Below are 14,288 nucleotides of genomic sequence, written 5' to 3' on the forward strand. Positions count from 1 at the left end.
TATCTACTACTTTTAAGTATAGTGTTCTCGTTCAAGGAGTGAATATAGTGAAGTCAAATAGGCATATTCTCGTAGTCGATGACTCCAAAGCAATTCTTATTGTTATGCAGGCTATTTTGAATGAGCTGGAAATTAGCCATGTCACTACTTGCCTAAGTGCAGAAGAAGCTCTAGAAAAAGTAAAAAAAGCGCCTCACTTCTTTGATGCTATCTTTACTGATCTAAAAATGCCCGATATGGATGGTATGGAATTGATCCGTCATTTAGGCGCAATGAAATACCATGGTGCTATTGCGATCATTTCTGAAATGGATCCCAAAGTAATTGATTTAGCAGCTGATATTGCCCGTAAAAATAATGCCCATCTGATTGGTAATATATCTAAACCCGTGCAGTTGAATCAGGTTTATTTGTTGCTGCAAAAGCTTGAGCATTTTTCATTTCACGTAGAGCGGACAAAATCCCCTATTTCTGAGTCGCTGTTACTTCATGCGATTAGTCACAACGAAATAATTCCATTTTACCAACCCAAAATTAACCGCCACGATAACCGTGTCGAAAGTATTGAGGTATTAGCGCGAATAAATACAAGTAAAGAAGAGGAAATAATTCTACCTGAGCGATTTATTTGTGTTGCCGAGGATTTAGATTTAATTAACCTTATTACCTTTCAGCTCTTTGAAAAAGCGACCAACGACTTTGCTGAAATCAAAGAACATTTTCATCCTAACCTAAAACTGGCTTTTAATTTATCGCCTTCGCAACTCGAAGACTTAAGCTGCCCAGATAAATTGGCACTAATATTACATTTAAATAACCTCACCCCAGGTGAAGTTATTTTAGAAATAACCGAGCAATACGCCTTACGCACCGCAGCACAGTTAGAATCACTAAACAGATTAAGAATGCGAGGATTTGGTATTTCTCTTGATGACTTTGGCACCGGCTTTACCAACATACAACAATTGAAAACCTTACCATTTACCGAGATTAAAATAGATAAAACGCTGATCAGTAATATTGAAACTGACCAATTTTCTCAAGTCATTGTCAGTAGTCTTGTGAATATTGCTATTCAAGAAGATTTATTTATTGTCGCCGAGGGGATCGAGCGAGTAGAAGAACTCGAATACTTAGACCGCTATAAAGAATTTATCTTAATGCAAGGCTTTTTGTTATGCCGCCCGAAAGCCAAAGAAGATTTTTTAAATTGGTCAATCTCATGGCGGCAAATGGTCAAAACAGCGACCGGGCAGCGTCGCTAAGGCTCCCGTTTGTCATCACTAACAATGGTATTACTTCGTGCTAAGCGCTGTCGCCAACGCTGCTTAGCCACTTTTTGCATATTTGCAGATTGGTCATGTTCATCAACAATCTCCAGCCCCATCAGCGCCTCAATTAAATCTTCTAAGGTCACAATCCCTTGAACATCTCCGTACTCATCAACCACTAAACAAATATGGGTTCGACCTGACAATAAGGTTTCAAGTAGCGTTGGCACATGCAGGGTCTCTGGTACTGTATAAATTGGTTTAACCAGCTTACTTATCTTATAGTCTTCACCTAAACGATGATATGCCAGCATAATATCGTTTTTATGTACAAAGCCGATAATATCATCACCATTTTTGTCATATACCAGCACCCGAGAGAATGACGATGAGCCATGTTCAGACAAATACTGATTAACAGTTAAATCTTTATGCACTTTAAACAGCACAGTACGCGGCGTCATTATGGTATCTAGCTTAGCGTGGCGAAAACGCAGCAGACTCCTAATAATCTCAGATTCGTCGTGACCAAGTGCCCCTGACTCTGTGCCTATATCAGCCATGGCTTCAATTTCTTGGCGAATATAGTAGGCCTCATCATAATTACGCCCCAAAAAGCGCGTGAGGATATCTGCAAACCAAACGAAAGGTTTTAAAATGACCACCAACCAAATAAGGCTAATGCTGACGATAGGTGTTAGACCACGCCAATAATTTGCACCCAGTGTTTTCGGAATGATTTCAGAAAGTACAAGAACCAATAAGGTCATAATTGCCGAGGCTATTCCAACAGCAGCATCTGAAAAAACCACTGCAGCTTGTGCACCAACACCTGCAGCACCAGCTGTGTGCGCAATTGTATTAAGCGTTAAAATAGCCGCGAGCGGTTGGTCTATATTATCTTTTAGCTTAGCAACGCGTTTTGCTAATGCAGGTTGCTGCTTCCTTAACATAGCAACATAGCTTGGCGTTATACTTAATAACACCGCTTCCATTACCGAGCATAAAAAAGAGACGGTAATAGCAACCAACATATAAACAAGTAAAAGTGTCACTGTGCATCCTCATTGTTCATCTAAGCGCCCACCATATCAACAGATAACTGGAACCTCAAACCCATCAGCATTCTAACGCAGAGCTCTTTTTGCTAGTTTTTCTGCGTGCTATATTGCTAAAACTTACCTTCAACAGGCGAAACTATGACATTTACAACCACTTGGCTGAACAAAAAAACTCAGCTAAAAACCACGCTTAGCGCACTTGTACTTTGTTCTCTAAGTTCAACAGCTATGGCAGATGCTATTGAACGTTCAGCAATTCAGTTTATTGGCCCTCTTAGCGATGATATGCAATTAAAGCCTTATCAAACCGAACATCGTGACGCTATTATTGCCAACTTAGTACCAAGCTTACAAAAAAATAACGACAATATTCGTATTTTTGGCGACGAGATAAAGTGGCAATCATTCGACAAAGTTAGCGCCCTTACATTAGGTGGCCTGCAAGCACTAAAATTTACTGCATCAACCGAGCGCTTTAGCCAAGGCTCGTTGACCCTTAAAGGCATTGAAAACGCACAGCTGTTTATCGATGGTGAAAAGCAAACAGAAAAAAATAACAGCTATGAGTTAGCTTTAAGCCAAGGCGATCACCAATTTGTTATCATCACTGAGCAAGTAGCAAACTGGAATGAAGTTGAGCTTGATTTTACTGCAAAGTCTGAACTAGATACTGTGCAATTTAGTTCTAAACAACAACATGGCTTGTCTGCAAAACAGTTATTCGATGCGCCAACGGTAAGTTATATTTCAATGGCGCCAAATGGCAATTACTTTATTACTAGCCAACGTCATTACGAAGATGCAACGGCTAATCAAGCGCAATACGTGACTGAGCTTAAAGACGCAAAAAACAATACTCTTTATCGCTTTGAGTCAGCCCAACCGAGCAATATTACTTGGAGCCCTGATAGCACAAATTTAGTGTATCTATTAAATGGTGAGCTTAAGCGTTTAAATCTAAAAACGATGCAACTTAGCGTGATTGCTAAAAACCTTTCTGGTGCAAGTGGCTTTCAATATTTTGATAACAACAGCTTAATTTTTAGCTGGTCAAAATCACCAACAGACAATGGCAAGCTCACTAAACATTATCAAGGCCTGCAAGACCGTTGGTCTTATGCTCGTACAACATCACAAATATACTTGCTTGATATCACAACAGGTCTTAGCAAAATTTTAAGCCAAGGCCCACTTAGCCATTCACTTGAAGATTTTGATGCTAAAAACGGTCACGTATTAATGAGTCGCTCAGCACAAGCAATGCAGCTATCACCACAGCCTGCAACAGAGCTTGTTGAGCTAAACCTAGCTACATCGGCTATCACGGTGCTTGGTCAATTTAATACCTTTAATCAGGCTAAATATACTGATGACGGTATTTATGTCACTGCTGGCCCAGATTTTAATAATGGCTTAGGCCGAGACCTTCCTGAAGGCATGCTGGCTAATAACTATGATGGTCAACTTTATTTACTCAGCCGCGACGGTAAAAAAGCAACCGCTTTAAGTAAAGAGTTTAACCCGGCTATCGGCCAGTTAAATGTACTAGAAAACGGTGATGCACTTATTAAAGTCACCGAGCAAGATACCGTACAACTTTATCAATACGACTTAAGCAAAAAGCGTTTCAATAAAGTAAATACAGGCTTTGATGTTGTTGAGCAATTTAGTTACTCAAACGAGCGCAATCCAAGCATTTTAGTGACTGGCACTACAGCGTCAACACCACAGCAACTTAAGCAGCTCAACTTAGGCAAGAGCCGTGCTAAAGTCGTGTGGGATTCAAAGCCAATTGGCTATGAAAATACCCAAGTAGCCTCACTTGAAGAATTTAACTTCACTAATAAAGATGGCATTGAAATAAAGGGTCGTGTTTATTTACCTCATGATTTAGATAGCAAAAAACAATACCCTGCACTGGTTTATTATTACGGTGGCACATCACCAGTAACACGTGGCTTCACAGGTCGTTACCCATTTAACTTATGGGCAGAGCACGGCTATGTTGTTTACGTAATACAACCAACAGGTGCGACTGGCTTTGGCCAAGAGTTTTCGGCTAAACATGTAAATGCATGGGGTGAGTACACAGCTAATGACATTATTGACGGCACAAAAGCCTTTTTGGATAAATATAGCTATGTAGATAGTAAGCGTGTTGGCAACTTGGGCGCGTCTTACGGTGGCTTCATGACCATGCTACTAGCAACTAAAACTGATATGTTCAGTGCATCTATAGCTCATGCGGGGATCTCAAATATCACCTCGTACTGGGGTCAAGGTTGGTGGGGTTATTTATATTCAGCTGAGGCATCAAAAAATAGCTACCCTTGGAACAACCCTACACTTTATAGCCAACATAGCCCGGTGTTTCATGCTGATAAAGTAACCACTCCGCTATTACTCCTTCATGGTGATTCAGATACCAACGTACCAGTTGGTGAAAGTCACAACATGTACACGGCATTAAAGCTACTCGGTAAAGATGTTGACCTAATCGAATACAAAGGAGCAGATCACCAAATTTTTGCGCGAGATAAACGCTTTGACTGGTGGAACACCATGCTGGCTTATTTCGATAAAAACTTAAAAGATCAGCCGCAGTGGTGGCAATATCTTTATCCTGAAAAGTAGTTTAATCACTTGGCTGAGCACTGCACGAGTGCTCAGCTTTCACCCTTTTCAACTATCGCTAAGCCATTAAATTGTAAGAAATAGTTACAAACCTCGCCATTACACTTCTCAGCCTTCGCCATACAGTGCTAACATAACAACAAATCAAGTGTGAAATTAAAGCGAATGACTATTCAAGTTTTATTGGTTGAAGACGACGAACTGCTCGTTAAACGCATTCTTAACCACTTTAAAGAAACTGAGTTTAACATTGAGATAGATTCAACAGGTGCTGATGCATTGAGCATAGTGCAATCTCGTGCAGCTTCTTCACAAGCTATTTCTTTAGCAGTTATCGACATTGTGCTACCTAAGCGCGATGGGTTATTGCTTGCCAAAGAACTAAATGCTCTGACTGATATTGGGGTCATTGTTTTATCAAGCCGAGATTCGCAAGCTGACCGTATCGCAGGCCTTGCGCAAGGGGCCGATGATTATATTTGCAAACCAGTGGATTTACTCGAGCTAGAACTTAGAATGCGCGCACTGTATAAACGCCTTAAGAGCTCTCAAACAAACGACGAAAGCGAAGAGTTTATTGAGTACGCCAACTTTAAATTACACCCTGATAATCGCACGCTGATCACACCCAGCGGCGAAGAGTCACGCCTGACTGAAGCAGAACATAAAGTTTTAATCTGCTTAATCGGTAATGCAGGTAAAGCCACATCAAGAGAAAAGATTTCCGAAGAAATTGGCCAGCCTGATTGGAGTCCAAGCGATCGTACCGTTGATGTATTAATTGGTCGCCTTCGTAAAAAGCTCAGCGATGAAAAAGATCAAAAACGCATTGTCACCGTGCGCGGTAAAGGCTACATGCTTTCAATCTAATTCGTTTTCTAGTACTGCGTTAACTGACTTATTAGTCGTTCAAACGCACGGTAATTTAGCGCCTCTTTTAATTCATTTAAGGTAATTGTTGGCTGGACTTTTAAGTCGCTTAAAGTTCGGGCCACTTTGATAATACGATGATAAGAACGCGGTGATAGCGCCAGTTTCTCACTGGCTTTAGCCAAAAACTGCAACTCAGCGGCTCCTAGCTCACAATAACGCGCCATTTCTCTATTACTTAACCTGGCATTCACCTTACCCTGCCGATTAAGCTGTATAGCATACGCGCGCTCTACACGCTGGCGCACTTGATCACTGCTTTCTTCTGCTTGGGTGCTCTGCAATTGGCTACTTGTAAGCCGCGGTAACTCTATTTGCAAATCAATCCTATCGATAAATGGCCCAGACACCCGAGATAAGTATCGCAAGACTTGGTCTGGCGTTGCACGTTTATCGGTATGACTCCCTGTCGGACTAGGATTTAATGCGGCGATTAGCTGAAACTGCGATGGGAACTCCATTTGCCTTGCCGCTCGAGATATTGTCACTACACCTGTTTCCATTGGTTCACGCAGTGAGTCGAGAACTTTACGCTCAAATTCAGGTAATTCATCTAAAAACAACACGCCATTGTGTGCCAATGATATTTCACCGGGCTTCGGATTTGATGACCCTCCCACCAGCGCTACCGCAGAGCAAGTGGGGCGATACAGTTAAAAAAAATAAAAGATGGACACCAACTTTCATTTAAAAGCAATAACTTACATTAATTCTAATGTAATTTCGTGTCCATCTTTCTCGATGTACAGTTATTTAATTTTAATGTGAAAAGTCCATAATTATTTAATTTCATTTTGTCCCCTGATTTTTGCATATATTTCTAACGGAAAGATAATAATTCATAACTCACGCCTCTTCCGGTGTTATAACAATAGAGGGCTACACGGGGTTGACTTGGGCCACAGCTCTAAACATTAAAAGTGCCGATACACCTACATCAACCGCCCAAATTGGACTCAGAGTTGTATTCAAAGAAATATACACATAAGCTAAACCTCCTCCCTAAATAGGTAAATAACCATTAAATACAATCCTTTAAATCAAGACGCTCTACAGCTAGAAGTTTATGTTATTCTGCAAGTTCTAGTAATTTGATATCAAATGCACTTGCAGTTGCAAACTAAGTTGGAGCACTTAAGTTACTAATAAATCAATCACTTTATGCCCCTCTATTTCTTATTATAGATGAGAGTCGTAAACCTAAATTTGATCTATTTCACACTCTTTCTGAGGTAAATAAAGGCTCGCATTTCGAGCTGAGTACTTAACAATCTCATCTCCATGTGTAGCTATGTAAGAGCGCACAATGTCTTGAGTTATGCCACATACATCATTTACACCTCGAGCGAATACGATTAGAAACTTTCACTGATTGCTGCGTTTGATTCTGCTGTAAAATCATATTATAAGTCTCAGTTTAACCCTCAGCTCTAGTTGATACTATTAACGAATAATTGAGAGGAACCTTTTTATATTCAGGATCAATACCCGCGTTAAAACAAAAGGTAGCTTTTAAATGAATCTATTTACAACTAGTACCTTCAGGAATTGGTATTTGGACTCTTAAGTGCTGAGAGGACGTTAGCTCACCTTGATATATAAAAATTGCTTCACCTTCTTTGCACTCCATAACTTCCTCAAGAGAGATTGGTAATCGCCCACAAACAACATCTTCCAAATCATGTTCTGCTCGCTCAGCATAATGTATTAAAAGTGCTTTTTCTGTTGATGGATTAAGTTCAAAATCTGTTATTGAGCCTGTCGCTTGTAAAGTACCTGATTGGTTTATTGCTATTCACCAATTTTTATAGTCCATTACAGGATTCTGCCTATTTATACCTGCCAGCAGTGAGTTATAGGAAGACAACATTTCTTCCAATGCCTTAGGCACACTCCCACCAGGCATATATAATTCGCCAGTCGCAATACCAAGTTCATACATAAAGTCATCAACCGTTTTAGTCATGTCTATTTTGCTCACGGTTATTGTCAGTGGCTTGCTATATGTTTGCTCTAATTCAGGTGGCTCGCTTTAGTGATATATGTCATCCGCCAACTTTTTAAGCTCAGTATTTAAAAGAGCCTCCCCATCTTTGGGTGATTCGAATGTCACATTTTGATTATTAAGTGGCTGCGGTAAATTTTCAGAAATAACCTTCATAACACGTCCCTGTTTCAATGATATGGTTTTGTATCGGCCTATTCTGATGATTCTTTACATTCATCGTTTTTTAAAAAAGGCAGCCAAGCTAATTGTATTATTTTTAGGGATGGATTATTCTTTAAAAACTTAGGGGAGTAGTCTCTTGCATTTAGCAAGGAAATTGTCAACAGTCTCCGAGCAACATCGCTCGTGGCAGTTTCGAACCTTATCAGGTTTTGACAAGACTTAAGGCAATGGGTCATTTCGGGCAGAGATGGTTTATTGTCTTTTTAGTCTAGTCTGCCCTAAGGATACATAATGAAACTACGCCACCACCAAATTTCACTTCACTTTATAAATAGACCAAACAATTCTGTTATATGCCTATCAAGTAATGATATAGAGGGGGTCTAGTTATGCTCTTAGCCATAGCCGCAATTATTGCGGGGTTTATCTTACTCGTATGGAGTGCAGACCGCTTTGTTGAAGGGGCGGCATCTACAGCTGGCCATGCTGGCTTGCCCTCAATTTTAATTGGTATGGTTATTGTTGGTTTTGGGACTTCGGCTCCTGAAATGGTCGTGTCTGCCATGGCGGCAAGTGATGGAAACCCTGACTTAGCGTTAGGTAATGCACTTGGGTCCAACATTGTAAATATCAGCTTAATTCTTGGTGTAACAGCCATCATTGCGCCTATCACTGTTCAGTCTAAAATTGTTAAAAACGAGCTTCCCTTATTATTAGCTGTCGTACTTTTTTTGGGGTATTTGCTGTATGACGGCGCTTTATCAGTGATTGATGCAAGTCTGTTGCTGGGCGGATTAGTCTTGTTCTTAGTATGGTCTGTGTATTCAGGTATGAAATCACCGAGTGATACCCTTAAAACAGAATTTGATACTGAGCTTAAAAGTCACGCCATGTCTTTAGGGAAAGCAATTTTCTGGCTCATCGCGGGTTTAACATTGCTCATTATTAGCTCTCGTATACTTGTTTGGGGAGCGGTTGAAATTGCAACTGCGCTGGGTGTCAGTGACCTTATTATCGGCTTAACTATCGTTGCATTAGGGACATCTTTGCCAGAGCTTGCAGCTTCTATTATTGCAGCTAAAAAGGGAGAGCATGACATCGCCATTGGGAATGTTGTGGGGTCGAATATGTTTAACATCCTAGCCGTAATTGGTATCGCCGGTATTATTGAGCCTATTCCTCACATTTCTACAGACGTACTTTACAGAGATTGGAGTGTGATGCTTGTACTTTCCGTCATGTTATTGGTTATGGCTTACGGTTTTGGTCGACAAGGCAGAATAAATCGTTGGGAAGGTGGTATCTTGCTTGCCTCCTATATTGCTTACAATGGCTACTTAGTTACCAGTATCATTAGATAACATTTATCGCTAAATTGTTTAGAGCAAAGCGCATATTTTATTTATATTAAAAGGGAAATCATCGATGGACACCATCATAAACTTTTTTTCTGAGCATCAATTGCAACTTATAGCAATAGCAAAGAATACACTGCTGACTATTTTCATTTTTATTGGGGCAAATATTTGTTCAAAATTACTGAAACGTGCCGTACATAAAGGTGTTTACAGACTGAGCAAGCAAGATGAAATCATTACAAAACTGCTTACCACGCTTTCAGGCTATGTGGTTTATTTAATTGCAATTGTGATTATTTTAGATTTATTTGGAGTTAATACGGCTAGCCTTGTTGCACTCGTCGGTGCCGCAGGCTTAGCGATTGGTCTAGCGTTAAAAGATACGCTCAGTAATGTGGCTGCAGGGGTCATGCTACTTTTCCTAAAGCCACTAAAAAAGGCAGAGTTTGTTGAAGTATCAAGCTATACAGGCAGTGTAAAAGATTTAGGGCTATTTACCACAGTCCTTGAAACTGCTGATGGCGTTTTTGTTTCAATTCCAAATAGCACCGTTTGGGCAAATGCGATAAAAAACTTTACTAGAAACGATAAGCGCCGTATGGATATAACAGTAGGTATTTCTTATGGTGACTCAATTGAAGATGGTCTAGCAGCGTTAAAGGAGCTTGTCGGTGAAGAATCTCGAATTCTAATGGAGCCAGCCCCTCAGTATTTAGTACACACATTAGCAGATAGCTCTGTTAACTTGCAGCTTCGTGCTTGGGTCGCTACACCACATTATTGGGATATATATTGGCAAACACAGCGTAAAATTAAAGATAAAGTGGAGAGCAAAGGAATTACCATCCCATTTCCTCAACGTGATTTACATATAGTTAACGGTGATAGGAAATAGAGCAAAAATGTGCTCAGTTCTAAAAAGTTTTTCTATGATAAAGTGACAGGACTGAGCTTTTGCTTTTAGAGCATTGCTCGCGTTTGATTATTACGAAGTAGAGTTTATTATGCTCAAATATTGGTATAAAAACATTCCAGCACACCACAATAGTCCTGAGCTATTTTGGCGAAGCCGTTTGATCGCCCATTCTTTATTGATATGTACTGTGTACTTCTTTGTACTGACTGTTATCAATATCTTTAAATTCAACAGCTATGAACTCGCTTTGCTTGATGCGGTTGGCCTGACTTTGTCTATTTTACTATATGTTTGGTTCATTAATAGCTCAAAAATTAAAGCGGTTTCATGGGCTCTAGTCATTTTGGTCAATAGTTTAATACTAACGTTCATTATCTCAATTAACGGAGCAGCCTACTCATTATTTTGGGCAACATTAATACCTCCTTTCTCATTTTACTTAGTAGGTAGGAACTGGGGAAGTTTACTTAGTGCGTTTGCTTTTGCAGTGTGCGCATTTATAGTTTATGAGCACTCACAGAATCCGGAACCTCTTAAAATTGGCCTTGGCTCTGTTTTTAATATTATTGAAGTTGCCATTGCTCATATTGTCTTATTTCGTTTCTATGAAAAAACTAGGTTTGCTGCTTATGACACATTGGCTGAGAAAAATCGGCTTATTAAAAGACTCGCCGAAACCGATAAACTCACGGGATTGTTTAATCGAGAAAAGCTAGACAGAACTCTTTCAACCTTGTTAGAAAACTCAAACTTTGGCTTAATATTATTAGACATTGACTATTTTAAAGAAATAAATGATACCTATGGTCACTTGGAAGGCGATAAAGCGCTTATCATTGTTTCAAATAAGCTAAAGTCACTATCTCCAAGTCAAGCGTTATGTGCTCGTTGGGGTGGCGAAGAGTTTGTAATATTAATTGAAGCATCGACTTTAGATGAAACAAAAGAGGTTGCAAAGGCTATTGTTAAAGATATAAATAGTATTTGTTTTCACGAAAAAAGATTGTCAGTCAGTTGTGGAGTTACAGTCAGTCGTATTGATGATAATACGCTGAAAGTAATTGAACGTGCTGATTCAGCTTTATATCGTGCAAAGGAAAATGGCAGAAACCGGATTGAGTGCATACTTTGATATCATTTAAATTTTCCCCAGCTCACTTTTCAAAAACGATTTAGAAGAAGATTTCGGGGCAAATACTTTAAACAAACCTAGTTCTGCTATTACCATGCCAACTTAAAATTAAAAAGGAGTAGTACGCTACTCCGTTATTCTGAACTAATACAATTATTTGATAACTTTTAACTAAAGGGTCGTCTTAAATCGCCCTACGGCCTCAACCACTTCTTTTGCACCTTTTTGAATATCATCGATTACACTACCTGCACTATTAGATAATTCTAATGCATCCCTTGCTTCTACTAAGCTAGATTCAATTTGAGTAACCGCATCTTGTGTTAGTACTTTATTTTCGCTCACGACACCTATTATTTGCTCAGTAGCGGCACTTGTTCTTGAAGCCAGCTGCCTTACTTCATCAGCCACAACAGAAAAACCGCGCCCTTGCTCTCCAGCTCTTGCTGCTTCTATTGCAGCATTAAGTGCAAGTAGATTTGTTTGGTCTGCAATACCTTTAATACTATCAACCAGATCAGCTACTTTGGCTGACTGTACATCTAACTTATTAATGCCTTCACTTGCTGTTTCAAGCTTCTTAGAAAGGGCGTTCACAGTTGATATTGTTTGTTTTACGACTTCTAAACCGTTTTCTGCATCTGCGTCTGTTTGTTGTGAAATATCATAAGCAATTTCTGCAGTTTGTGAGATTGCTTGCTCTCTTCTCATTTGCTCTGTAATGACAGTCGCGAACTTAGCAACTTTATACAAGTCACCATTATCGTCATGAATTGGATTATATGAGGCTTCAAGCCATACCTCATTACCATTACTATCAATCCTTTTAAAACGGTCTGAAATAAAGCGTCCTTGCTTCAGCTCAGCCCATAACTGTTTATAAGCATTCGATTCAACCTCATGTGGGTCACAGAACATACTGTGATGCTTTCCCAGTATTTGATTTTGAGAGTATCCCATAGCATGTAAAAAGTTATCGTTAGCATTGAGTATTATGCCATCAAGACTGAATTCAATCACAGCGGAAGAGCGACTTAGAGCAGCAAGCATATCTTCCTTCTCTCTTGATTGAGAAATGGTCCTTGTAAGTTCAGTCGAGTATACGGCTAGTTCATTATTTATTGGTTGTACAATACTTCTTAGCCACAATTCACGACCTGTGTTAGTTTTTAATTGTAGGGCGCCGTGCCAGTGGTGTAATTTTTTTATTGCCGAGAGCAGCTTTTGTGTGTGGGGCTTCTTAATTGATTTTTTTAGGAGCAAATCATTCAGGTTTTTACCAACAATATCATTAACTTTAAAATCTAGTACTGCTGCAAATCTGTCATTAACTTCAATGATAGTGCTATTTTTGCTCAATAAAAAATATAGCATCTCTTCTTTGAGCTCTTGCTTTATATTTTCATATTCAGCAACTTGACCTTTTAGGTAAGCATTTTCGGATAACAGTTTGCGATTAGTAAACCACATTGAGTATGTTCCTTTGAATTATGTACTCAAGAACTGAACAACTTTTATCATCATACAAATAAAATTGTTGTAAATAGCACATTAATATGAATAAGTTCAGAGAAGTTAGAATCATCTAATTTACTCTAATCGCCAAGTATTGTTTTAAAAATATTTTATATACTTATCTTGGAGTATAAAGGATCACCTTTTTAATACTGCAAATACCGCAACAATCAAAATGAAGTAGCGGGTACTATCAAAGCTTACCCAATCAATACAAATGCTAAACAGTGAACTGGGCAATAGCGACTTATAATGAATATGACATCTGAAGCAAGCATTATTACTCTCAGAAACTGACACTCATCTAATATTCGGTATCAGGCGAAGAGAGCAGGTCTGGCAAACTAGTTTTTGGACAGAGGTCATAAATACCTTTCACTCCAAGTTGTATTAAATACATTGTTTTTAATCGGCGGAAATTTGGAACAAGAACAATAAACGATTTTATGGGGAAAATGACTTTGAGACAATTATTGTCCATATAACAAGCTGTAACAAGGTTGATAATTAATCAGAATACTAAGTTTGCTGATACTTCATCCAATTATGTTGGGAGTTTATTAGTGAAGAAATAGCTATTCTTAACCATTGCAATAATTAGTGAAATGATTGCGACCACTACATTAAAGCCTACAAATAGTTTATAAAGTTAATTCCTTCATTCATAGTTTGCTCAGGCGTTTCTTTTTATTCTTCAGTATTGTACCTTAATACCTTAAATTGATATTTGTCTACATAGCATAAGTTGTTTGTACTGGCTTGGGTGTGCCTTTTGTTACTGCAATTGTTTGGTTTGCTTATAGGCAGAAAGTGGATACATGGGGATTTGCTAGTATTGGATTGTTTATACATGGTGTTGCAGTACTGAATCTACTATCCAAAACTATCGCTCTTTGACTGAAGCGAGGCCTATAAGGTTACCTAAAGACAAATCATATTTGACCATAAATCTCAGCGTCGTTACTAGCAAAGAATGAGGCTAATGCGGCTTTGGGTTTATTTTATGGTAATATAGTAATACTACAGTGAATTAACGCACTTTATTCTTCGCAAAAACTTTTTGCCAACTCAAAGGATTTCTGATGATACGCGACGTAAGTATAGGTAAAAGATCAAGTTTTGCTTTTGGTTCAATAGGCGCAGTGATTTTGCTCTTAGCTAGCTTCTCTATTTTTCAATTAAGTAAGCTTGGTGATGAGTTTGAAGTGGTCACGGCACATAGAGTTGTAGTGGTCAACTAATTTTGGCCACAGTTTTAGAATCTTGGTATCTAACCTCTGATTCATTTGGCGCTAAACCAG

Annotated in this window: 9 protein-coding genes and 2 pseudogenes; 7 read left to right on the forward strand and 4 right to left on the reverse strand. The window is 39.0% G+C overall.

The features are described 5' to 3' along the window. Positions 1–44: 44 nt before the first annotated feature. Complete coding sequence (locus ACSFVZ_RS15125) at positions 45–1,265, forward strand: EAL domain-containing response regulator (protein WP_135926214.1); 1,221 nt, start codon at positions 45–47, stop codon at positions 1,263–1,265. On the opposite strand, the gene ACSFVZ_RS15130 is transcribed toward ACSFVZ_RS15125, so the two are convergent. Beyond that, the gene (locus ACSFVZ_RS15130) at positions 1,262–2,326 is read right to left on the reverse strand and encodes a hemolysin family protein (protein WP_135923198.1); all 1,065 of its coding nucleotides are present in this window, start codon (positions 2,324–2,326) and stop codon (positions 1,262–1,264) included. The genes ACSFVZ_RS15125 and ACSFVZ_RS15130 overlap by 4 nt on opposite strands. A 144-nt stretch (positions 2,327–2,470) precedes the next feature. On the opposite strand from ACSFVZ_RS15130, the gene ACSFVZ_RS15135 reads away from it, so the two are divergent. Both ACSFVZ_RS15135 and ACSFVZ_RS15140 read left to right on the forward strand, forming a co-directional pair. Beyond that, positions 2,471–4,966 carry an alpha/beta hydrolase family protein gene (locus ACSFVZ_RS15135; protein WP_435559160.1) on the forward strand — a complete coding sequence of 832 codons (2,496 nt, stop codon included), beginning with the start codon at positions 2,471–2,473 and terminating at the stop codon, positions 4,964–4,966. A gap of 165 nt (positions 4,967–5,131) precedes the next feature. Then, positions 5,132–5,836: a response regulator transcription factor gene (locus ACSFVZ_RS15140; protein ID WP_135923196.1), complete on the forward strand. Its 705-nt coding sequence runs from the start codon at positions 5,132–5,134 to the stop codon at positions 5,834–5,836. Between the two features lie 8 nt (positions 5,837–5,844). Here ACSFVZ_RS15140 and ACSFVZ_RS15145 read toward each other — a convergent pair. Further along, positions 5,845–6,537 (reverse strand): annotated as a pseudogene (locus ACSFVZ_RS15145) (ATP-binding protein); the annotation flags it as partial. Positions 6,538–7,691: 1,154 nt separating this feature from the next. Continuing rightward, positions 7,692–7,862 carry a hypothetical protein gene (locus tag ACSFVZ_RS15150; RefSeq protein WP_235383975.1) on the reverse strand — a complete coding sequence of 57 codons (171 nt, stop codon included), beginning with the start codon at positions 7,860–7,862 and terminating at the stop codon, positions 7,692–7,694. A 593-nt stretch (positions 7,863–8,455) separates the two neighbouring features. Here ACSFVZ_RS15150 and ACSFVZ_RS15155 point away from each other — a divergent pair. The 3 genes from ACSFVZ_RS15155 to ACSFVZ_RS15165 all read left to right on the forward strand — a co-directional run bounded on the left by ACSFVZ_RS15155 (position 8,456) and on the right by ACSFVZ_RS15165 (position 11,472). Beyond that, positions 8,456–9,427 carry a calcium/sodium antiporter gene (locus ACSFVZ_RS15155; RefSeq protein ID WP_435559161.1) on the forward strand — a complete coding sequence of 324 codons (972 nt, stop codon included), beginning with the start codon at positions 8,456–8,458 and terminating at the stop codon, positions 9,425–9,427. A 64-nt stretch (positions 9,428–9,491) separates the two neighbouring features. Next, positions 9,492–10,319, forward strand: a complete 828-nt coding sequence (locus ACSFVZ_RS15160; protein ID WP_435559162.1) for a mechanosensitive ion channel family protein — start codon at positions 9,492–9,494, stop codon at positions 10,317–10,319. Between the two features lie 109 nt (positions 10,320–10,428). Then, complete coding sequence (locus ACSFVZ_RS15165) at positions 10,429–11,472, forward strand: GGDEF domain-containing protein (protein ID WP_235383978.1); 1,044 nt, start codon at positions 10,429–10,431, stop codon at positions 11,470–11,472. A gap of 171 nt (positions 11,473–11,643) precedes the next feature. Here the strand turns inward: ACSFVZ_RS15165 and ACSFVZ_RS20490 are convergent, their stop codons facing one another. Then, positions 11,644–12,942 carry a methyl-accepting chemotaxis protein gene (locus ACSFVZ_RS20490; RefSeq protein WP_235383979.1) on the reverse strand — a complete coding sequence of 433 codons (1,299 nt, stop codon included), beginning with the start codon at positions 12,940–12,942 and terminating at the stop codon, positions 11,644–11,646. A 650-nt stretch (positions 12,943–13,592) separates the two neighbouring features. Between ACSFVZ_RS20490 and ACSFVZ_RS15180 the strand changes: the two are divergent. Then, positions 13,593–13,884 (forward strand): annotated as a pseudogene (locus ACSFVZ_RS15180) (SMR family transporter). The last annotated feature ends 404 nt before the right edge of the window (positions 13,885–14,288 follow it).

The sequence above is a fragment of the Pseudoalteromonas nanhaiensis genome (assembly GCF_051235485.1).
Taxonomy (GTDB): Bacteria; Pseudomonadota; Gammaproteobacteria; order Enterobacterales; family Alteromonadaceae; genus Pseudoalteromonas; species Pseudoalteromonas lipolytica_C.